The sequence below is a fragment of the Gemmatimonadales bacterium genome (assembly GCA_036265815.1).
Lineage (GTDB): Bacteria > Gemmatimonadota > Gemmatimonadetes > Gemmatimonadales > GWC2-71-9 > CAVVWJ01.
In genome coordinates this window covers 32,909-53,722 of the sequence record DATAOI010000001.1, presented here as the reverse complement: position 1 = coordinate 53,722, position 20,814 = coordinate 32,909, and the positions used below count along the sequence as shown (strand labels likewise).

At 68.8% G+C, this 20,814-nt stretch carries 18 protein-coding genes; 1 reads left to right on the top strand and 17 read right to left on the bottom strand.

The window, feature by feature from the left end:
* Positions 1-68: 68 nt before the first annotated feature.
* The 3 genes from VHR41_00220 to VHR41_00210 are packed head-to-tail and all read right to left on the bottom strand — an operon-like array spanning position 69 to position 3,072.
* Positions 69-1,157, bottom strand: coding sequence for an aminopeptidase P family protein (locus VHR41_00220; GenBank protein ID HEX3232588.1), 1,089 nt, complete (start codon positions 1,155-1,157; stop codon positions 69-71).
* Positions 1,147-1,584, bottom strand: a complete 438-nt coding sequence (gene aroQ / locus VHR41_00215) for a type II 3-dehydroquinate dehydratase (GenBank protein HEX3232587.1) — start codon at positions 1,582-1,584, stop codon at positions 1,147-1,149. Before aroQ ends, VHR41_00220 begins: the two co-directional genes overlap by 11 nt.
* Positions 1,585-3,072: a tetratricopeptide repeat protein gene (locus VHR41_00210; GenBank protein HEX3232586.1), complete on the bottom strand. Its 1,488-nt coding sequence runs from the start codon at positions 3,070-3,072 to the stop codon at positions 1,585-1,587.
* A gap of 195 nt (positions 3,073-3,267) precedes the next feature.
* Between VHR41_00210 and VHR41_00205 the strand changes: the two genes are divergently transcribed.
* A complete protein-coding gene (locus VHR41_00205; GenBank protein ID HEX3232585.1) occupies positions 3,268-5,088 on the top strand; it encodes a peptidylprolyl isomerase in 1,821 nt (606 codons plus the stop codon).
* 71 nt (positions 5,089-5,159) lie between these two features.
* Here the strand turns inward: VHR41_00205 and tatA are convergent, their stop codons facing one another.
* From tatA to VHR41_00135, 14 genes are all read right to left on the bottom strand, one after another.
* A complete protein-coding gene (gene tatA, locus VHR41_00200; GenBank protein HEX3232584.1) occupies positions 5,160-5,408 on the bottom strand; it encodes a twin-arginine translocase TatA/TatE family subunit in 249 nt (82 codons plus the stop codon).
* A gap of 8 nt (positions 5,409-5,416) precedes the next feature.
* On the bottom strand, positions 5,417-5,689 hold the full coding sequence (locus tag VHR41_00195) for a DUF4321 domain-containing protein (GenBank protein ID HEX3232583.1): 273 nt from the start codon (positions 5,687-5,689) through the stop codon (positions 5,417-5,419).
* On the bottom strand, positions 5,689-6,678 hold the full coding sequence (locus VHR41_00190) for a polyprenyl synthetase family protein (protein ID HEX3232582.1): 990 nt from the start codon (positions 6,676-6,678) through the stop codon (positions 5,689-5,691). Before VHR41_00190 ends, VHR41_00195 begins: the two co-directional genes overlap by 1 nt.
* Positions 6,675-9,008, bottom strand: coding sequence for a tetratricopeptide repeat protein (locus tag VHR41_00185; protein HEX3232581.1), 2,334 nt, complete (start codon positions 9,006-9,008; stop codon positions 6,675-6,677). The genes VHR41_00190 and VHR41_00185 overlap by 4 nt, the downstream gene beginning before the upstream one ends.
* A 98-nt stretch (positions 9,009-9,106) precedes the next feature.
* Complete coding sequence (hutH, locus tag VHR41_00180; GenBank protein ID HEX3232580.1) at positions 9,107-10,636, bottom strand: histidine ammonia-lyase; 1,530 nt, start codon at positions 10,634-10,636, stop codon at positions 9,107-9,109.
* Between the two features lie 59 nt (positions 10,637-10,695).
* A complete protein-coding gene (locus tag VHR41_00175; protein HEX3232579.1) occupies positions 10,696-11,535 on the bottom strand; it encodes a hypothetical protein in 840 nt (279 codons plus the stop codon).
* A 130-nt stretch (positions 11,536-11,665) separates the two neighbouring features.
* Entirely contained in the window at positions 11,666-15,202 is a 3,537-nt protein-coding gene (gene tatC / locus VHR41_00170; GenBank protein HEX3232578.1) for a twin-arginine translocase subunit TatC, read from the bottom strand.
* 21 nt (positions 15,203-15,223) lie between these two features.
* Positions 15,224-16,045, bottom strand: a complete 822-nt coding sequence (locus VHR41_00165; GenBank protein HEX3232577.1) for a tetratricopeptide repeat protein — start codon at positions 16,043-16,045, stop codon at positions 15,224-15,226.
* Positions 16,042-16,614: a peptidoglycan-associated lipoprotein Pal gene (pal, locus tag VHR41_00160; GenBank protein ID HEX3232576.1), complete on the bottom strand. Its 573-nt coding sequence runs from the start codon at positions 16,612-16,614 to the stop codon at positions 16,042-16,044. Before pal ends, VHR41_00165 begins: the two co-directional genes overlap by 4 nt.
* A gap of 10 nt (positions 16,615-16,624) precedes the next feature.
* Positions 16,625-17,971: a hypothetical protein gene (locus VHR41_00155; protein HEX3232575.1), complete on the bottom strand. Its 1,347-nt coding sequence runs from the start codon at positions 17,969-17,971 to the stop codon at positions 16,625-16,627.
* Positions 17,968-18,663 (bottom strand): TonB C-terminal domain-containing protein, encoded by a 696-nt coding sequence (locus VHR41_00150; GenBank protein ID HEX3232574.1) that lies wholly within the window; start codon positions 18,661-18,663, stop codon positions 17,968-17,970. The genes VHR41_00155 and VHR41_00150 overlap by 4 nt, the downstream gene beginning before the upstream one ends.
* A complete protein-coding gene (locus tag VHR41_00145; GenBank protein ID HEX3232573.1) occupies positions 18,660-19,088 on the bottom strand; it encodes an ExbD/TolR family protein in 429 nt (142 codons plus the stop codon). Before VHR41_00145 ends, VHR41_00150 begins: the two co-directional genes overlap by 4 nt.
* A complete protein-coding gene (locus VHR41_00140; protein ID HEX3232572.1) occupies positions 19,089-19,802 on the bottom strand; it encodes a MotA/TolQ/ExbB proton channel family protein in 714 nt (237 codons plus the stop codon).
* On the bottom strand, positions 19,799-20,752 hold the full coding sequence (locus VHR41_00135; protein HEX3232571.1) for an NAD-dependent epimerase/dehydratase family protein: 954 nt from the start codon (positions 20,750-20,752) through the stop codon (positions 19,799-19,801). The genes VHR41_00140 and VHR41_00135 overlap by 4 nt, the downstream gene beginning before the upstream one ends.
* Positions 20,753-20,814: the final 62 nt, after the last annotated feature.

The window sequence follows — 20,814 nt, the reverse complement described above, 5'->3', positions numbered from 1 at the left end:
GGGTGCGGTTCGTCATCCCGAGCGGAACGGGAGATCATGCGCGGAACGGGGCGCGGTGGCGCGGCGACCTAGACCAGTTCGACGAGCTCGGTCCGCCCGTCTGACAGGCGACGGGGACCATCGGGACCGAGATAGACGTCGTCCTCCAGCCGCACTCCACCCCAGCCCGGAAGATAGACACCCGGCTCGACCGTGACCACCGCATGCTCCGGCAGGGGGCTGTCGGCTGTGGGCGCCAGCCGGGGCGCCTCGTGGACCTCGAGCCCGAGGCCGTGACCCAGTGAGTGGCCGAAGGCGTCGCCGAAGCCTCGCGCCGCGATGACCTCACGGGCCAGCGCGTCGCCCTCCCGTCCGGTCATGCCGGCCCGGAGATGGTCCACCGCTCGGCGCTGAGCGGTTTGCACCAGCTCATGAATGGTGCGCTGGCGCTCGTCGGCGCGGGCTCCGACCACCAGGGTCCGGGTGAGATCGGCGCAGTAGCCATCCACCTGGGCGCCGAAATCGAGCAGCAGCCACTCGCCCCGGCCCAGCACCCGGCCGCTGGTCCGGGCGTGCGGGAGCGCCGACCGCGGACCCGAGGCCACGATGGTCGGAAAGGGATGCCACTCGCTCCCCCGCCGCCGGAGCGCTCCTTCCAGCGCAGCGGCCACGTCCAGCTCCGTCTGGCCGGTCCGGACACTCGGGAGCACTTCCGCCAGCGCGTCCTGCGCCAGGGCGGCGGCAGACTCGATCGCCGCGACCTCCTCCGGCGCCTTGATCATCCGCAGGCGTTCCACCAGATCCGCCGTGGGCACCACCCGCGCACGAGTCAGCCCGCTCACCCGCTCGGCGTCGCGCACCGTGAGCGAATGGCCTTCGATTCCGAGCGTCTCCATCGGCGCCGCCGACAGCACCCGGCCCAGTCGCTCCCAGACGCTCTTCTGATCGACTTCGACCACCGCGGCCGCGCCGGCTTCGCCGGGAGCCTGGGTGGCATAGCGGAAATCGGTGATGAGGATCGTGGCATCGGCCCGGACCAGTAGCATCGCCGCCGACCCGGTAAATCCGGTCAGGTAGCGAATGTTCGGGAGGTGGGTCAGCAGCAGGCCGTCCAGTCCCTCGCCCGCGAGTGCCGCCCTCAGCGCCGTCTGGCGTTCGGCGCGCCGGTCAGGCAGCACGCAGCCGGCCCATCAAGGCCTCGAGCGCCAGGATGTAGCTCTGGGCGCCAAAGCCGGTCACCATCCCCAGCGCCAGGTCCGCGATCATCGAGTGCCGCCGCTCCGGCTCCCGGGCGAAGATGTTGGAGAGGTGGAGCTCGACGAAGGGGACCCGCACCGCCAGGAGCGCATCCCGCAGCGCCAGGCTGGAGTGGGTCAGTGCCGCGGCATTGATGAGGGCCCCGTCCACCCGGCCGCGCAACCCTTGGACGGCGTCCACCAGCGCGCCCTCGTGATTGGTCTGAAACCACTCGAGATCGACCCCGTGCTCTCGTGCGGCTTCGCGCACCAGGGCCTCGATCTCCGCCAAGGTCGTGCGACCGTAGACCTCCGGCTCCCGCTGACCCAGCAGGTTGAGGTTGGGGCCGTTGAGCACGGCGATCCGCATTCAGCGCTTGAGATTCTGCAACCAGGCGTGGAACTGGTCCAGATCGTCGCTTTTATTGTCGGGCGCCCGCACGGGTCGTGGAGTGTCGCCGCGGTCGGGCTGGCTGTAGAACTGGTCGAAGGAAACGGCTCCGGCGGTCGGAGGCGGAGGCGCGCTCGCGGCGGGAACCGGCATGGCTGGCGGGGTGGGCGTCCCCTCGTCGCCGAAGACCGAGCTCAAAGAGAGCGAGTCGTGGGCCGGCCGGGTGGGGGCCCCTTCTACTTCTTCGGCCGGCGGCCCGGCCGCCGGCGCATCCACCCGCTTGGGCGAGGAGACGCCCGCCGCGGGTAGTCGCGCGGCCAGCATGCCGCGGAAGAACTCCGCCACCGACTGACCCTGGGTGTCCCTCGCGGCATACGCCAGCCGAGGCGGAGCCGATGGTGGAGCTGGCTCCGGTGATGGTGCCGGCGGCGGCGGGGGCGCGGCCTCGATCGGTTCCGCGCGCTCGACGGCCTCGCTGGCCGGGGCTTCGGCCAGGGCGGTTTGGAACGGAGCGGCCTCGGGCGCGTCCGCTACCTCGACGGCCTCTGGCTCCGGTTCGGGCTCCGGCGCTTCCGCGCGAAACCTCTCCTGCGGGGCCGTCGCACTCCGCAGCTCATCCGCCGCGTTGGGCACTTGAAACTCACCGCCGCCCGCGCTCCGCAGCACGATCTCTTCGCTCAGCTCCACCTGAAATCCGTCGGCATCGATGTCCGCCGCGCTTTCCGCCACGGTCTCCGCCACGCTCTCGGCAACCTCAGGCTCGTCGACCTCATCCCGGCCGACCAGTCCCGCGAGCGGTGCCACGGCTTCGTCCATGGTGACCGGCTGGTCCAGCTCGAGCCCCTCGGGCAGTAGCTCGGCTTCCTCGGGCGGGCGGACCAGCTCTTCCAGGCCGAGCGGCATCGTCTCGTCGGCTACCGAGGCCGCCGGTACCTCCGACGCCTCCGCTGGGGGCGAGTCGGACGGGCTCGGCTCTATCGAAACGGCGTCCGAAACGGCGTCGCTGGCCTCCGCCGCCGGGCGAGCGGCGTCCGGATCCGCCGAGGACGCCTGCTCGGCCTGACGGCGCGAGGCTTCCACCCGCTCGAGCTGATCGCGAGCCTCGTCGTTGCTCCGGTCCACCGAGATCAAGGTGTCCAGCCAGCGCTCCGCATCGTCGAAGCGGAACAGGCGCTCGTTGATGTCGGCCAGGGCCTTGAGCGCGATGACGTTCTCGCCGTCGAGGTTGAGCACGTGGGTAAACGCCGTCTCCGCGGCCGGCAGGTCTCCCAGATCGAGGTGACACCGTCCCAGCACGATGCTGGCCGGGATGTAATCGGGGTGCAGCTCGAGACCCGACCGGAGCAGCTCGAGCGCGCGAGCGACATCCCCGTTCTTCCGGTGGACCTCGGCGAGCGGCGCGAAGGTGAGCCCCTGCGGGTTTTCGGCGTACCTTCGTTCGAGCTTTTCGATCTCGCTTATGGCCATCCGGGTCCCGGTGTCGGAGGTCAGAATTTCCCTGGAGGAAGGAACGATCTACGTCGTTGCGGAGAGTACGGTGAGAGTAGCCAGCCGTTGCTGGCCTGTCAACTGTTAACCAATTTGCCGCCTTGAGGTTCTGCAGTGCCGGACTTAAGCTTCAGGCCGGCCTGCGCCCCCCAAAGTCTGGAGTCTCGTTCCGCTATGATGCAAGCGTTCCGCAATGCCGCCAAGCCGCTCATGGTGGTGGTCGCCTTCACCTTCTTCGCCTGGCTGGTGCTCGACTTGAGCGGCATCACCGGCGGCACCGGGCTGCTCACCAAGACCGCCGTCGGCAAGGTCAATGGGCAGAGCATCGATGCCCGGACCTATCAGACGGTGGTCCAGCAGAACATCGACGCCCGCCAGCGCCAGGCGCCGGGCGCGCTCGGCATGGAGGAATACGCTCAGATCCGGGACGAGGTCTGGGAGCAATTCGTGCAGACCAGCGTGCTGCAGGCCGAGTACCGGCGCCGGGGCATCACCGTGTCGGAGGACGAGATCGTCCAGGCGCTCAGGACCTCGCCGCCGCCCGAGTTCCAGAAGATTCCCGAGTTCCAGACCGACAGCCAGTTCGACATGGCCAAGTATCAGCGCTGGCTCACCTCCAGCGTTGCCGAGCAGTATCTGCCGGCGCTGGAGAGCCAGTATCGCGAGCAGCTGCTGCGCTCCAAGCTGCTGCGGGTGGTGACAGCCGACGTCTACCTCTCCGACGCGGCCCTCTGGGAGCAGTACCGTGACGAGCACGAGATGGTGAAGGTCTCCCTCACCGCCGTCGTGCCCAAGAACGTCATCCCCGACTCGACGGTCAAGCTCACCGACGCGGAGATCCAGGCTTACTACAAGGCGCACCAGAGCGACTTCAAGCGCCCGGCCACCGCCTTCCTGAGCTTCGTCGCGCTCCCCCGCTTGACCACTGCCGCCGATACCGCCGCCGCGCGGGCACGGGCGGATTCGCTGCGCCAGGAGATCGCCGGCGGCGCGCCGTTCGCCGACGTGGCCCGGCGGGAATCGTCCGACAGCGTGAGCGCTGCCCGCGGCGGCGACCTCGATGAATGGACCCGAGGCTCCATGGATCCGGCGTTCGACTCAGCCGCCTTCAAGCTCCCGCTCAACACCGTCTCACAGCCGGTGCTGTCTCAGTTCGGCTTCCATCTGATCGAGATCACCAGCCGGAAGGGAAACAAGGCGAAGGGCCGCCATGTCCTGATCCCGATCCAGGTGTCCGGGGCGCACCGCGACAAGCTCGACGCCGAGGCCGATAGCCTGGAGCGGCTGGGGGCCGACCACGCCGACCCCGCGGCGCTCGACACCGCGGCCCGTGCGCTCAAGCTTCCCATCGGACGGTCGGGACCGGTCCAGGAGGGCACCAAGGTCCAGCTCGGGCGCCTGGTGGTGCCCGACGCCGGCGTCTGGGCGTTCCAGGCCAAGCCTGGCGCCACCAGCCCGGTCATCGAGAGCACGATAGCCTTTTATGTCTTCCGTCTCGACAGCCTGCAGCCGGAGGGCGTGCCTCCACTGGCGCAAATCCGCTCGGCGGTCGAATACACCGCCCGGAACGACAAGAAGCTGGCGTTAGGACGCAAGGTAGCCCAGGACTACCTCAAGCGGGTCGAGTCGGGCGCCAGCCTGGCCGATGCCGCGGCCGCCATGAAGGTGCCGAACCAGGAGTTCGGGCCGTTCTCCCGAATCAACCCACCGCTCACCAATCCCGTGGTGGTCGGCACGGCATTCGGTCTGGATAGCGGTCAGACCAGTGGCCTGCTCGACACCAAGGAAGGGATCTACGTCGTCCAGTCGCTCCAGCACACCAAGGCAGACTCGGCCAAGTTCGTGAAGGAGCTGGATGAGTATCGCGGGCGGATGATCAATCTGGCCCGGCAGGAGCGGGTGCGGAGCTACCTGAGCGCGTTGCGGGAGGCGGCCAAGGTGGTCGACGACCGGAAGCAGGTCCTGCGTTCGGCACCGGCGGGCCAGCAGACGTAGCTCTCGGCCGCAACAGGTCCGGACCCGGAGCTCGACGGGGCCCGCGGGCTATCGCGGGCCCCGTCGTTTGGCTACTGGGAGAGCCGCTTGGGCTCGCCCGACGTCTGCTTGGGGGGCGGCGGCGCATCCATCTGACGAGCCGTATTCCGCTGGGACTCCTCCCCCCCCATGATGGCCTCCTGCGTATCGGTCAGGCTCCGCTTGAACTCCCGGATACCTTTGCCAATCGACGCGCCCACCTCCGGCAGCCGCTTGGCGCCGAAGAGCAGCAGGACCACCACCAGAATCATCAGGATTTCAGGTAAGCCGAGGTTTGCCACGGGACCCCCTAGAAGAGCGAACGTGCGATCACGTACGCCAGCAGGACCCCGATCAGGCTCAAGAGGGAGATGTGCAGACCGATCGGGCCCAGAGTGAAGTTTACCACCAGGAGGTCCATCGAGACAGGCCCGAACACCGAGGTGGCGGTGGTGGTGAAGAAGTCCCGGGCGGCGCTTTCCGGCAGCCACCGTCGGAGCAGCGCGGTGAGGAAGCCACCGGTCAGGAACCCGGTGACGAGCACCCCGAAGTACCACCCGGGTCGATGCGGTCCGCTGGCCATCAGCGGGTCCGGTCCACGACGTAGATGATGCTGGCGCGGAGCGCGTCACGGCCCCGCGAGGGGGTCAGGGCGTCGAGCTCGCCATCGGCCTGCTGCGCCAGGCGCAGCGCCCGGTCTCGGGCGTACTCCAGCCCGCCAGCTTCGGCCACCGCGGCGATCACATCGGCGATCTGGCCGTCCGACGGCTCCGCGGTTGCCATCAATCCCGCCACCTGGCGCTGCTCGCAGTCCCCCATCCGGGGCAGCGCGGCAATGAGCGGCAAGGTGACCTTGTGCTCCCTCAAATCGGACCCCGTGGGCTTGCCGGTGACGCTGGAGTCGCCCACGTAGTCGAGCAGGTCATCCACGATCTGGAAGGCCATTCCCAGCGCCTCACCGAATCGCCGGAGAGCCGCACGCTCCTCCGGTGCGGCGTGCAGCGCGCCGACCTCGCAGGCCCCCGAGAGCAGCGACGCGGTCTTGGCCCGGATCAGCAGATCGTACGACTCCTCCCTGAATTCCAGCGGCTCGTGCGCCAGGAGCTGCCGCATCTCGCCGACGGTCATCTCGTTGGTCACCCGGCTCAGCACCCGGAGCGGCTCCAGGTCGTCCAGCCGGACCAGCTCGATCACGGCCCGGGAGTACAGGTAGTCGCCCATGATGACCGACACCTGGTGGCTGAACAGCGAATTGATGGTCGGCATCCCACGCCGGAGCACCGAATGGTCCACCGAGTCGTCGTGGACCAGGGTGGCGAGGTGGATGAGCTCGACCACGGCTGCCAGAGTGCTCACCCTCGGATCCCGCGCGCCGGTGGCCTCGTCGGACAGCAGGAGAAGGGTGGGACGGAACATCTTCCCCTGGGTCTGGAACAGATGCGAGTTCACCTGGGCGATGAGCCCGAAATCGGCCTCCACGATCCGACGCAGCTCCTGCGGCACCCGCTCCAACCGGGCGCGCACCGGCCGCTGCAGATCGGCCAGGCTGATCGGCGCGGTCCGTGGGCTCACTCCCGCCGCCCAGCCGAGAGCCGATGGATCCGGTCGTTCAGATCCATGAAGCGGATATCGACTGCCATCGCACGCTCGTAGCTCGCGATCGCGTCGGTGTCCTTCCCTTGAGCCTCCGACGCCCGGCCCAGCCAGTAGATCAGTCCGATCTTGGCCTCGTCGCCCTCGTCCACCGCCTCGACCGCGCGGCGCAGGACCGCCTCCGCCACCGGAAACTGGCCCTTCTCGAAGAAGGCCATCCCCAGCGCCTCCGAGGTGCGGAGCCGGCCTTCCGGTGCCCGGAGCGCCTTCTGGAACTCGGCGATAGCCTCGTCCAGCAGGCCCATCTCCTTGAACGCGACGCCGAGGTCGTAGTGGGCCTGGTAGTCGTCGGTGTCCAGGTTTTCCTCGATGCCTCGCTTGAACTGCTCCAGGATCTCCTTGAACTCCCGCTGCTCGTCTTCGTCCTGCGGCTCCCGGCGGTCGATCCGCATCCGGGTGTCACGCGGGCCGGTCTCCTCCAGCACCATGGAGCCGAGATCGACAAAGCTGCCCCCGGCCACCGGGGGGGCAGGAGGCGCCGCGTCCGGCGGCGACGCGGCAGGAGCCGAAGCCGCTGGGGCGCGAACGGGAGGACTGACCCGGGGCGCGGGGGGCGGCGGGGCCACGGTCGGCGCCACTGGCGACGTCGAGGCCTGTGGGGAGGCTGGCTCGGCAGTCAGCGCCGCGAGCGCGGTCATGGCGCGCGGGTTGTCCGGGTCGTGCTCGTGCACCCGACCATAGACCGCGATGGCCTTGTCCGTGGCGCCGGAGCGCGCCAACGCATCGCCCAGCGAGAGGTAGGCTTCCAGCAGCGGCGCCTTATCCCCCATGCGGTAGGCCAGCTCGACCCGCTTCTGGTGATACCGGATGCCGTCGGGATCCAGCGTCACGAGCAGGTCGCTGACCCGGGCGGCGGCGGCCCAATCCTCCAGTCGCTCGTAGCCCGCCAGGGCGTGATCCAGCTCGTCCCGCCCCCGCGCCAGATCGCCCTGCAACAGCACCCGCTCGGCCAGCTCGCGATGCAGGTCCGGGTTGTCCGGCTCGTCCGCGATCCGGTCCTCCAGCGCCGCGAGCTCCCCGGCTTCCGACTCGTCCAATTGCCCGGCTGACTCCGACTCGACTTCGATGAGGGGCAGCCCGGCCGTCGGCGCGGCGAGGTCCGCCGGCGGCGGCTCGGCGGCAGGCTCCTCCATCCCGACCATGTCTGGGATGTCGAGCAGCTCGTCCATGAGCTCCGACGGCAAGACCGGTTCCTCCTCCATGCCGGCCAGCCGTACGCCCTCGAACTGGAGCCCCTCCGAGGTCATCTCCTCCAGATCGAGCGGCTCCATGCTCTCGCTCTCCGGCGCCCGGTCCACAGCAGGCTCGGAGGTATGCTCCAGCCCGGTGAGCATGGCGTCCCCGAGCTCCCCCTCGCTCCCCAGCTCCGAGGCAGTGGGTGCCAACGGGTCGAGAATCAAGTCTTCCGAGCCAGCCGTCTCGGTAAACGATTCCGTGACCATCAGGCCTTCCGGCGGGGCCGCGGACTCCGGCTCCGGAATCCCCGCCGCCGCCGGCTCGTCCGAGGGCGGTTCCGCGGCGGCAGGCTCGGACTGCTCGCCAGAGGGGCGTGCCGGCGGTGCGGCCGGCAGGTGGAAGCCGGTGTCGAGAAACACCAGATCACCGGGACGGGCCATTGGCGGCGGCTGCGGCGCTGACCGGGGAGCATCGATCTCCTGGATCTGCTCGAGCGTTCGGCGGGCACCGGCCTTATCGCCCCGGGCCTCCAGGTCGCCCGCCAGCTTCTCCAGCTGCTCGCGGGCTTCATCCTCCCGGGAAGCGGCCCGCAGCAGCTCGACCAGCATGATCCGGATCTCCTGACTGCCGGAGAACTGATCCGCGAACTGGCTCACCGACTGGAAGGCCAGGTCGAGCTGGCCCAGCGCGTTCATCCGCTCGAGGAACTCGATCAGGTTCCGTTTGGCTTCGATGACGACATTCTTCCGCGCGTGGAGCTGAGCCAGCTTGAGGTAGGTCTGGGTCCTGCCCGGATTGACCCGCAGGATCTTGCCGCAGAGCGCGATGGCGTTGTTGAAGAACCCCTGGTCGGAATACAGGTCGACCGCGCGCTCGTAGGAGCGCACGGCAGCCGCGGTGTCGTTGATTTTGAGGTAGAGGTCGCCGACCCGGTTGTAGAGCGACAGGTCGGGGCTGGTCTCCGCGCCGGACTCGATCTGCTGGATGGCCTTCAGGTAGACTTCTATGGCCTTCCGCCAATCCTCCTTCTGCTCGAACTTCCGCGCCGAGTCTTTCAGCTTTTCCAGATTCATGCGGCTCGGACGAAGAAGGAGGAGACCAGGGATAAGGCGAGGAGCGACCAAAAGATACCGGGCTGTCTGAGGAGCGGCAAGCAGCCCGCCGCGAAGCCTCAGATGGCCGCAGGATCGAGTGCGCCGGCGGCCACCGCCTGCGCCATCCGTTCCAGGTCTGGGGCGGGCGCCCGATCGTCCTCCAGCGGCAGAACCGGGGGGGTGAGCCCTCGCAGCCGCCGGTACAGCGCGGCCACGCCGCGCCCCGGGGCCAGGGGCTTGAGGAACTCGAGTCCCTGGGCGGCGCACAGCAGCTCCGCGCCGACCACCCGTTGCGCGTTGAGCAGGATGCGCTGGGCCTTGTACGCCGCGGCCATGCCCATGGGCACGAAGTCTTCCTGATTGGCGTCGGTGGGAATCGACCCGATGCTGGCCGGCATCGCGATCGCCCGGGATTCCGCCACCAGGGATGCCGCGGTGATCTGCACCATCATGAGCCCGGAGCAGAGGCCGGGATCGCGAGTCAGGAAGGCGGGGAGCCCCTGGGAGAGATCGGGGTTCACCAGCCGCTCCACCCGCCGCTCCGCGATCGCCTGCAGGGTGGTGAGCGTCATCGCCAGCACGTCGAGAGCCTGCGCCACGGGCTGCCCGTGGAAGTTTCCTCCGGAGATCACTTCGCCGTTCTCGAACACCAGGGGGTTGTCGGTGGAGGCGTTGAGCTCCACCGCCACGGTCTCCTCGGCGAATCGCAGCGCGTCACTGACGGCGCCGAGCACCTGAGGAGCGCACCGGAGACTGTAGGCGTCCTGGACGCGGGGATCGCCTTCCCGGTGGGATTCCCGGATCTCGCTGTCCTGCAGCAGGTCCCGCATCAGTTCGGCGGTCTCGATCTGCCCACGGTGCGGACGTGCGGCGTGAATCCGCTGATCGAGCGGCGCGGGCGTGCCCCGCAGCGCTTCCAGGCTCATCGCCGCGGCGCCAACCGCGGTGCGCCAGAGCACCCGGGCATCGTGCACCAGGAGAGCCAGGAGCGCGGTCTGCGCCTGGGTGCCGTTGATGAAGGCGATGCCCTCTTTAGGAGCGAGGCGGAACGGCGCCAGGCCCGCGGCCGCGAGGGCTGCCGCCGCGGGCCCGCGGCCGCCGGGGAGCAGGACGTCGCCCTCGCCCATCAGCACGAGCGCGATGTGGCTGAGCGGGGCCAGGTCTCCGCTCGCGCCCACGCTCCCCTGCTCCGGCACGACCGGGACGATGCCGGCGTTGAGCAGGGCCACCAGGGCGTCCACCAACTCGGGGCGGACCCCACTGGTGGGACGGAGCAGGACGTTGGCGCGGAGGAGCATCACGGCGCGCACCACGCCCTCCGGCAGCGGCGAGCCGACGCCGGCGGAGTGGCTGCGGATCAGGTTTGTCTGGAGCCGGTCGAGCTGGTCCGGTGCGACCCGCACGTTGGCGAGCTTGCCGAACCCGGTGTTGATCCCGTAAATCGTCTGTCCCGACGCGATCGCCGCCTCGACCAGCTGCCGGCTCCGGAGCAGCGCTCGGCGGGCGCCATCGTCGATGCCGACCTTGACGCGGGCCTCCCGGGCCGCCCGGGTCACGTCGGCGACCGAGAGCGAGCGACCATCGATGACGCAGGTGAATTCGGGCATCGCCCGAAGTTGCCCGCGGCCGCCCCCTGATTCAACCCCCACCCGGACGGCGTGCCACGTCAGCGGTGCGTCACCACCAGCTCGGGATTGCCCGGATCGGTCTGGAAGGCCCAGTCGAGAATCAGGAAGTTCTGCCCCACATGGGTCACCCGCACGGCCCCATAGCGCTTGAAGCCGTCGCCACCGCTCATCTGGAACACGTACCCGTATCCCGGAATCGCCAGGATGCCGTCGGGCCGGTACGTCCGAAAGGCCGCGAAATCGATGCTGGTGAGATCCGCCACCGGAGCGCTGTCATCGTAGTACTCGACCCCGGTGCCGGCCCGCACGGGAGTCAGGAAGAGATCGCCTGAGGTGTCCCGGTCGACAAAGAAGTCGATGGTGTTGGACGTGCCGGGCTGGATCAGCCCGAGCTCACCGCCCTGCGTGAGGCCATCTCCGTCGAGGTCCTCCCAGAAGCGAAAGCCGCTCTGGTCCGGTCTCTCCTGAAAGGCGTAGACCACCACGTTCCGCGCGTCCGGGCGCGGCGTGTCGGGTCGGAGTGGCGAGCGGGCACTCTCGAACCCGTCGACGCTCTCCGCGGTCACGGAGAAGCACTTCGGCACGCCGTTGGTGAGCGCACCGACCACGAACTCGGGGGCGACGGTAGTACCCTCGAGGCTCCACTTCGTGCCACACGCGTCGTTGTCGAGATCGTATGAGGTGCTGTAGACCCGGTAGTTCTGGAAAATGTCGGGATCGGCGATAAATGGATTATCCGACCAACTCAGCGCGATCGCTCCATCCAATGTGGTACTCGAGAGGGTGTTGGGAGTGTCGACCGCGGTGCCTGGCCCCGACCCGTCATGGGAGGAGCACCCGGCGACCAGGAGGACGATGGGGATCGGCCAGCCACGCATTGGGAACGTCTCCGAAGAGGGTTGGGCTTCGACTCGCAGTTCGCGTGCCACCTGGCCGAGTGGGCCAACTCCATTCCCGGCGACACTTAGCCGACCCGGGAAAGGGGTCGGCGTCCGACCTGGGTGACACCTACTGCTCGAACGTCGTCTGATCGTAGTCGAACTTGAGGTCGGGCAGGTCGCTCAGGTAGATCGAGAAATAGAAGGCGAAGTTCCCGTTGGCATTGCGGGTAAAGTTGAATGCCGCCCGCCATTCGTGGAGATCACGCTCCAGCCGGACCACATGGGACTCGAACTTTGCGTCGGTGATGTTGTACTGCGACGACCAGGAGAGCGCCCAGAACGGAGTGGGCGAGAAGCTGGTGCTGAATCCCAGGCTCTGGCGCTCGGGGCTCGAGGTCGAGGCCACCACACCCTCCACCGGGCGGGTGCGGGAGAGCGAGTAGTTGAAGTTGGCTGAAAAGCTCCGACCGCCCCGCTGCAGCGGTACTTCGCTGCTGCTGTAGAACGATCCCGGGCGCCGGTTTCGTCCCGATTCGGCGACGTAGGACGTCGGCACCTGATCGCCCCCGGCGCGGGCCCCGCCCTTGCCGCCCAGGCCGAAGATCGACCCGATCGCGCGGAAGGTATTCCCCGAGATGGCGAAGCTGGCACTCACGTTGGAGAGGAAGGGGACGAACTTGGCCGTGTCGCTGCCGACCTGGCCTCGCCACAGATCGTGGGTCAGGCTCACGTTGAAGCCCGGCAGGAGGTCGCTGAGCAGCGAATTGGTGACGCTCGGGGTGGTCCACCCGGTGAAGCCCGGCTTCTTGGCCTGCTCGAAATCGTAGCTCACCGCGCTGGTGCTGATGCTGAGCAGGCGGAGCTTCTGATCGTTCACCGAGGAGGTGTCGCCGCGGGGCGGGCGCCGCTTCCCCTCGAAGGTCTGCGAGAGCGAGACGCTCACCTGCTGGGTGGCGTCGCTCCGGAGCGTGACCGGCTGGCCCGGCTGGGCCACCGCGCGGGCGAACTCCTCGTTCACATTGGCCGCGGGCTGATAGTTCCAGGTGATGACCGGTGACAAGCTGTGCCGGATGCGGCTCAGCGGCCCGATGCCGGGAAAGAATCCGAACAGGGTCGGTGCGGAGGTCACCGAGAAGCGAAACCGCTTCCCCTGCTGCACGAAGCTGCCGCCGGTGTTGCGATTCCGGATGGCGAACGGCTGCCCCGCCAGTGAGTTGCCGATTCCGACCACCGGCTGGAGCTTCCACGAGCCGCGGAAGAGCACCGGCAGGTTGATCCCGGTATCCCAGTCGAGCGAGCTCTGGAAATCGCCGGCGAAGAACCGGGTGACGGTGACCGAGTCGGTCGGATCCGGGGTGGATGGATCGTCGGTACCGAAGGACACCGAGTCCCGCCCGGTGGACGTCTGGTCGTTCACCTGGATCGAGTTCTGCCAGTTGAATCCGCCGAACCGGATCGGGGTGTCGAGGTTGAGCGCCGTGATCCGGCTGCTGCCGGTCTGGGCGATGGTGTCGAGCACCCCTCCGGGAAGTACCTGCACGAAGCTGGGGAGCGCGGTCTTGGAGGTGGTGTTGTTGGTGATGCTGAGCCCCGGCGACCAGGTGACGTTCGATCCGATGGCGATCGGCACCGGCGAGAGCGTCAGCGCCGGGAGGAGCTGCTGCACACTCCCGTCGGTCAGGCTCTGCCGCCGGTTGCCACCCAGCGTCACCGTGCCCCAGCCGAAGCGCTTGGAGTAGTTGAGCGAGCTGGTGATCTGCTGCGTGTTCTGCAGCGGATCGATCGCGTTCCGCCGGACCACCGCCGTGTTGCTCGCGTAGTTGACGCTGAAATTCAGGCTGGTCGAGAGATTGAATGTCTGCCGGTGGTCCCAGCGGAAGGTCAGTCCCGATCCCCCACCATCCTGCCGCTGCTCGTTGAAGCCCACCGAGCCGGTCATGAAGCGGTTGAGCCAGCGGTACTGCCCCGCCACCCCATACTGCACGTACCGATTGGCGAACCAGTCGAGCCGGCCGGTCAGGTCGAGATAGTCGCTCGGGGCCCAGTAGTAGCCGATGTTGGTGACCTGCCGGTTGTATGTGCGGGTCGGCCGGACCAGATCGTTGAGGCCGAACTGGGGGATCAGAATGCCGGAGTGGCGTCCCGGCCGCACGTCCTGAAACACGAACGGGAGCCAGAGGATGGGCACATCCCGTACGTAGAGCGTCACCGGCCGGGCCACCAGGACGCTCTTGGAGATCCACTTCACCTCGCGGGCCGCGAAATGGTAATGCGGGATCGGCAGGTTGCAGCTGGTGATCTCGCTGGACCCGGCGTAGATCCGCCGGGAGCTCGAGTCCTGGGCGACGTTGCCCCGGAGGAACCACACCGTCGAGCCCTCGGTGAAGTTGGTCAGGGCCTCGTTCACCACGCCACGCCGGCGGCAGGTATCGTAGCGGATGCTCTCTCCCACCAAGACCTGGCCCCGATCGAACATGTGCGGCTGGCCGCTCGCGTCGAGCAGGCAGCTGCTGCGGAGGTAGGTGATCGTGTCCGCCTCCAGCATGGACCCCTGGCGCTCGGTGAGCGCCTCGCCCTCCAGCAGCACCCGCTCTCCCTGGATGAACACGGTGGCCGAATCCGCCCGGTAGCGGGTGGCCTGGTAGCCCGGCTTGTCGTTGAGCAGCGCATTGACCACCGAGTCGGGCGGGGCGAACGAGCGGGAGGGCTGGGTGGGAATGCCCAGCCGGCGGGCGGTGGCGGTGTCGAGCGACTGCCCCGCGCGGGCTTGGGTGCTGTCGCCCAGCGAGTCCGCCCGGAGCCGCGCCTGAGCGCGCAAGGAGTCGGCCCTGGTCACCGGCACCTGCCGCCCGCTGGGAACCTGGCCGTCGAGCCTGGCCGGGGCCCCCAGGAGGCCCAGCCCCACCAGCAGCACCGCCGTGACCGTGGCTGCCCGCCGCCGCCGGCCGATGATCACCGCTCCGGCATACCCCACCTCGTACAGCAGCAGGAGCGGGATCGTCATCATCACCATCGAGACCAGGTCGGTGCCGGGTGACAGCACGGCCCCCAGGATGAAGGCGATGACCACGGCGTAGCGGCGGAACCGGCTGAGCTCCGACGGGCCGACGATGCCCAGCCAGGCGAGGATCATGATGATGAGCGGGAGCTCGAAGGAGAGTCCCAGCGCCAGCACCACCTGCAGGACGAAGTCGAAGTAGGCGTCGTAGGTGATGAACGGCTGAATCGCCTCGGTCTGGAAGCTGAACAGCACCCGGAGCGCCTGAGGAACGACGAAGAGGTAGGCCAGGACCGCTCCGGTGAGGAACAGCCCGGTCCCGGCGAACAACGCCGGCACCAGGGCCTTCTTCTCCCGGGCGTAGAGCGCCGGAGCCAGGAAGGCCCACACCTGCCACAGGATGATGGGAGAGGCGAGCACCAGCCCGACCACGAAGCCGAGCTTGAACACGATCATGACCGGGTCGGTCGGACTGGTCACCACCAGCTTGCCGCCGGTGAGATAGGGGGCGATCGGCTGCTTGAGCACGGTCACCAGCTGCAGCCGCTGCACCGCCCAGAGCCCGATGGCGAACCCCACGACCACGGCGCCGATCGACCGGAGAATCCGCCAGCGCAGTTCCTCGAGATGATCAAGGAACGGCATTTCCCCCGGAGAGCCGGTCATGAAGCGGTGGCGCGCCCGGGCTTAGCGCCCGAGCGCCTTCAGTCGGTCACGGGCCAGCGCCGCTTCGTCGGACTGAGGGTACTTCTGCACCACCCGCTGATAGGCGTCCTTCGCCTTGGCCGACTCTTTTCGCCGCTCCGCGAGCAGGCCGAGGTTGTACAGCGCCGACGGCGCCCGAGGGGACGTCGGGTACTTCTCCGCCACCTGCCCGTAGTATTCGGCGGCGGAGTCGGGGTTCTCGGCGGCAAAGCTCTGCCCGATGAAGTAGAGCGCATCGGGCGCCCGGGGGCTGGTGGGATAGGACCGAAGCATCTCGCGCAGGCCGATACGGGCGGTGGAGGTGCTGCCCCGCCGGAGCTGCGCGAGCGAGGCCTCGTACATCTGGTCCGCCGAGGCATTGGCCCCCGACGACGGCTGCGCGCTGTCGCCCGGCGCCGGGGGAGTGGTCGGGGAGAGGTCTCGTTGCGCCCCGCGGGCCTCGAGCTGGGTCCGGAGCTCGCTCAGCCGCTGCTGGCTCTGGCCGGTCAGCTCCTGTAACTGCACCAGCTGCTGCTGGATGTTGTAGAGGTCGGTCCCGATGTCTCCCTTGAGCTGGCCCAACGCCCGCCGGCTCACCGTCAGGGAGTCCATGATGCGCTGCTGCACCTGAATCACTTCGGCGAGCTGGGCCGCGCGAGCCGAGTCCCGGCGGGCCGACTCGGCCTTGAGCAGCGCCACGTCCGCCTGGACCATCTGCACGTCTCCCTTGGTGACGCAGCCGCCGGCCGCGAGCGCCGCCAGCAGGAGGCCTGGGAGCCGGCGGGTGACACCCGCGGGGAGCCGCGCCGGGCGGTGTACGATCACTGCGGCGCGACCAGGTTGTCCCCGCCGGCGGTCACCTGGAACTCGTCGCGCCGGTTCTGGGCGTAGGCGGTCTCGTCGTGGCCGGGGTTGAGCGGCCGCTCTTCGCCGTAGGACACCACGTCGATGCGGGAGGCGTCGACGCCCTTGTTCTGCAGGTACCGCTTGGCCGCTGCGGCGCGCCGGTTCCCCAGCGCCAGGTTGTACTCGTCGGACCCGCGCTCGTCGGCGTGGCCGCTGATGGTGAGCTTCACGTTCGAGTTGGCCGCGAGGATGGCGGCCTTCCGATCCAGCGTGGCCTCGTCGTTCTGCCGGATGGTGGCCTGGTCGTAATCGAAGTTGATCATGGCGGCCAGGTCGGCGGACAGGGCCTTGGCGGCCGCGTCGCGTGCCGCCTTTTCACGCGCGATGCGATCGGCGTCGCTCTCGGTGTTGGTCGGGGTCGGAGCAGGGGTGGGAGCCGGTGCGGGCTCCGCCTGCGGGACGGGCTCCTCCGGCTTGGGCTTCCCGCCGCAGGCGACGGCGAACCCGGCGGTGGCCAGGAGCATCAGCATGGGTGAAGCGCGCATCATGACTCCGAGTTCATGGGTTGGTGGGTACCGCGGTCCGCCCCAGGCGGCGGGACCACGCAGGGAGCCGCGCCGCGCCGGGCGTGTCCAGCTGGCGTACGCGACCGGTCTCGACGTCGATGACCCAAAGCTGGCGCCGACCGCTCCGGTCCGACACGAAGGCGATGTGCCGGCCGTCGGGACCCCAGGTCGGGTCTTCGTTGCGGCCGGACGACGTGAGCTGCCGCACGTGGCGACCCGCGACATCGACCAGGAACAGCTGCGGGCTGCCGGCGACTTCGCGGTGAAAGGCGACGTTGGCGCCGTCGGGCGACCACTCCGGAGCGTTGGAGCTGCCGGTCGCGCCATAGTCGAAGGGCGCCAGGAGCTCCTGGTCGGTTCCGTCCGCTGCCATGACGTAGACCTGCGGGGGCCCGGCGCGGGTGGACACGAAGGCGATGCGCCGGCCATCTGGCGAAAACGTTGGTGATAAGTTGTCCGCGAAGCGTCCCACGGTCAAGCGTTGCGCGCAACAACGATCGATCACATTGGCGGTGAAGACGTCGGTGCCGTTCTCGTCCGAATGGGCGTACGCCAGCGTGCGGCCGTCGGGCGAGAACATCGGCGTGATGTTGAGGCCGGTCTGCGTGCCCGGCACCACTAACCCCGCGCCGCCGCCGACGGGCTGTACCGAGATCGGGCCGCGGCCAGCGGCGAACTGGGTGAAGGCGAAGCGCTGCCCGTCCGGTGACCAGACCGGTGAGAGCGCCGTGGCCCCCGCGGGCGTGAGCGGCGCAATGTCCTCCCCGTCACTGTCCATGCGATAGACCCGTCCGCCCGACACGAAGAGCAATCGGGTCGCGGCCGACCCAGGCGTGCCCGTGGCCCAGCGGGCGACTTCGTCGGCCACCCGGTGGAGCTCGAGCCGGTAGGTTGCGTCGGCGGCGCCGGGAAGGGCGAAGCTCTGCTGGCTCCGCACCTGCGCCGTGGTGATGTCGTACAGCCGCGCGGTGACGCCGCCACCGGCGGCATCCAGCAGCTCCACCGCGAACTGCGCCCCCAGCGTTTTGTAGAGGCCGTAGTTGACCCCGCCTCCGGCTTCGGCGCCGGTCCGCCCCGCGGCCGAGCTGGGCGGCGCGTCCTCCAGCGCGATCATCTCGAAACGATCGCTGTAGTCGAGATCGCGCCGCACCACCGCGCGCACCGAATCGAGCCCGGCGCCGGGAAGCACCACGAGCCCGGGGCGAACGCCGGGTCGGTATTCCAGCCCCACCCGCACGCCTTCCCTGACCTGGGTCGTGTCCTGCGCCCCGGCACGAGAGGCTGTGAACAGCCCCAGCAGTACGGCGGCCAGCGCCGCCACACCCGTGCGGCCGCTCATTGCACGGTGGGCTTGAAGTAGAAGCTCACCGGCAGGACATCGGCGTCCCAGCCATCGGGCAGCGGACCGAACGCTCGCGCGTTACCGGCCGCCTCGATGGCGCCCTGTGCGCCGAGGTCGAAGGCAAAGCTGCCCGAGCGGGTAACGAAGTGGATTTCGCGCACCGAACCATCCCTGAGAATGAGAAAGCTGATCTCTGCGAAGCTGTTCTGCCGGGCCGTCTCGCGGTCCCAATTCTTATAGACCTGGGTCACGATGTTCCGGAGATATTCCGGAAAAGGAAACTGCAGTCCCGGTGTCTTGATCGTCGCCACGTCGGTGCCGGTGCTCGGCGTTTCGCCGGGAGCCGGGGTGACCGGTGCCGCGGTCTTGGGCGGCGGCTCCCGTGTGGTCTCCTTGGGCGGCGCCGGCTTGGGCACCGGCGCCGGCGGCTTCTTGAGCGGCTTGGGCGGCGGCTTCACCGGCGCCGGCTTCTCCTCCGGAGGCGGGGTCGGAACCGCCTCCCGAGCCAGCCGCTGCTTGGGCGCGGGCGCCGGGGCGGCCACCAGCTCGACCGCGTACGCCGGCGGCGTCGGGGTGGACGATCCCACCTGGCTGAAGAGGAAGCCCGCCGCGGCCGCGTGGACCACGATCGTCCCGACCATGCCCGCCGCAGTGCCGGGCGGGCGCCCACGGTCGGTACGGAGGTTCACGGGGACGATTCCTCCGCCGCGACCAGTCCCACATTCTGGATGCCGGCGTTCCGGATGATCGCCAGGACCCGGACCACCTGTCCGTAGGGGACACGAGTGTCCGCCTGGAGGTACACCCCGGTCGGCTTTCTGGTGGTCACGAGGGAACGGAACGTCACCCGAAAATCATTGAAGGAGACCGGCGTCTGGTCCACGAAGATGCGCCCGTCACGGTTGACCGACACCACCATGCCTTCCTTGGGGGAGAGCGGCCGGGCCTCTGCCTTGGGCAGCTCGACATCGACGCCGCCCTGCATCATCGGTGCCGTGATCATGAAGATGATGAGGAGCACGAGCATTACGTCGACCAAGGAGGTGACGTTCACGTCCGCCATGAGTGGCAGCTCGCCCCGCTGGCTGCCCAACCCGCCCCCGAGCCCCGCCATCTAGAGCAGCCCCTCCCGGGCCATGGTGCCGACGAGCTCGTTGGCGAAGCCTTCGAGCTCGCCGGCGAAGAGCCGCACCCGGTTGACGTAGAGATTGTACGCGATCACCGCCGGGATGGCCGCCGCGAGTCCGGCGAACGTGGCCACCAGCGCTTCGGCCACGCCTGGCGCCACGGCGGCCAGATTGCCCGATCCCTTGGTAGCGATACCGGTGAACGCCGCGATGATGCCGAGGGTGGTGCCGAGCAGGCCCAGCAGGGGGCTCACCGAGCCGATGGTGGCGAGCCAGGGGATGTAGTGTCCCAGCACATCCCGCTCGGCCGCGACCTCCTTCCCCAGCACCATCTTCAGCGCCTCGAGCTGGGTCGGCGTGAGGGTGCTCCGATCGGCGCCGCGCTCCTCCCGCAACACGCCGGGGCGCAGCTCCGAATAGAAGGTGATGGCCTCCCGAAACAGGCGATTGTAGGGCGACGGCGGCTGCTTCATCACCGCGTGATAGGCCTCCTGCAGCCGGGTGGTCCGCTCCATCTCGGCGAAGAACCGGTCCGCCTGCCGGTTCAGCTTCCGAAACTGCCACCACTTGAACACGATGATGAACCACGAGACCAGCGAGAAGACGGCGGTGATGCAGAGAACGACCTTGGTTTCGACGCTGGCGGTGAGCACCAGCTCGACCGCCGAACCCGGAACGGCGCCTCCCCCCTGCAGCGTCACCTGGCCTCCTTTCCGAACCACGCGATCAGCTCGCGAAGCCCATCGTCGAAGGTCACCTCGGGCGTCCATCCGAGGACCTGGCGTGCCTTGCGGATGTCGAGCGAGCTGCGCAGGAGCTCGCCCGGACGCGGAGGCGCGAACTCCCGGGGAGGCTTGGGCCGGCCCATCACCTGGCCGACCGCGTCCGCCAGCTCGATCACGTTGCGCTGGATCGAGGTGGCCACGTTGAACGCCGCCGCATCCAGGCCATCGGCGGCAGGCAGGGTCGCGCCGCTGGCGAGGACGTTGGCCCGGGCCACGTCCTTCACGAATACGTAGTCGCGGGTCTGCAGCCCGTCGCCGAAGATGGTGAGCGGCCGGGACTCGAGCAGCCGGGAGACGAAGATGGAGACCACGCCGGCCTCCGACTTGGGGTCCTGCCGGGGTCCGAACACGTTGGCGTAGCGCATGGCGACCGCCTCGAACCCACGCAACGCACCGAGGGTCCGGAGGTAGTGCTCGCCGGAAAGCTTGCTCACGCCGTAGGGCGAGATCGGCAGCTTGGGTGCGGTCTCCGGTGTGGGGATGATCTCGGGGTCGCCATACACCACGCCACCGCTGCTGGCGAACACCACGCGCTTCACCCTGCCGGCGCCCGCCCCGTCCAACAGATTGACCAGTCCGACGATGTTGATCCCCGCGTCCAGCGCGGGATCGTCGACCGAGACGCGGACATCGATCTGGGCCGCATGGTGGTTCAGGACGTCGAAGCCGCCGGCGGCGAGCAGCTGGCGGGCCTCGGGCGAGCGGATGTCGGCGCGGACGAACCGAACGCCGGCGGGAACGTTCTTTTCATGACCACGCGACAGGTCGTCGAGCACCGTGACCTCCCACCCGTCGCGGAGATACGCCTCCGCGATGTGGGAGCCGATGAACCCGGCTCCTCCGGTCACCAGCACGCGCCGGCTCATTCGCTCGGTCTCGCCATCGGGATCTCCGCTTGTGACGCCAGGGGGATGTCGCGATCTACCGC

Bases quoted from the DNA above. Each gene is read 5' to 3' on its own strand.
- pal (HEX3232576.1), bottom strand. From the start codon at position 16,614: ATGATGCGCGCTTCACCCATGCTGATGCTCCTGGCCACCGCCGGGTTC.
- VHR41_00135 (HEX3232571.1), bottom strand. From the start codon at position 20,752: ATGAGCCGGCGCGTGCTGGTGACCGGAGGAGCCGGGTTCATCGGCTCC.
- VHR41_00155 (HEX3232575.1), bottom strand. From the start codon at position 17,971: ATGAGCGGCCGCACGGGTGTGGCGGCGCTGGCCGCCGTACTGCTGGGG.
- aroQ (HEX3232587.1), bottom strand. From the start codon at position 1,584: ATGCGGATCGCCGTGCTCAACGGCCCCAACCTCAACCTGCTGGGTCAG.
- VHR41_00185 (HEX3232581.1), bottom strand. From the start codon at position 9,008: ATGAATCTGGAAAAGCTGAAAGACTCGGCGCGGAAGTTCGAGCAGAAG.
- VHR41_00210 (HEX3232586.1), bottom strand. From the start codon at position 3,072: ATGGCCATAAGCGAGATCGAAAAGCTCGAACGAAGGTACGCCGAAAAC.
- VHR41_00195 (HEX3232583.1), bottom strand. From the start codon at position 5,689: ATGGCCAGCGGACCGCATCGACCCGGGTGGTACTTCGGGGTGCTCGTC.
- VHR41_00205 (HEX3232585.1), top strand. From the start codon at position 3,268: ATGATGCAAGCGTTCCGCAATGCCGCCAAGCCGCTCATGGTGGTGGTC.
- tatC (HEX3232578.1), bottom strand. From the start codon at position 15,202: ATGACCGGCTCTCCGGGGGAAATGCCGTTCCTTGATCATCTCGAGGAA.
- VHR41_00145 (HEX3232573.1), bottom strand. From the start codon at position 19,088: ATGGCGGGGCTCGGGGGCGGGTTGGGCAGCCAGCGGGGCGAGCTGCCA.
- VHR41_00175 (HEX3232579.1), bottom strand. From the start codon at position 11,535: ATGCGTGGCTGGCCGATCCCCATCGTCCTCCTGGTCGCCGGGTGCTCC.
- hutH (HEX3232580.1), bottom strand. From the start codon at position 10,636: ATGCCCGAATTCACCTGCGTCATCGATGGTCGCTCGCTCTCGGTCGCC.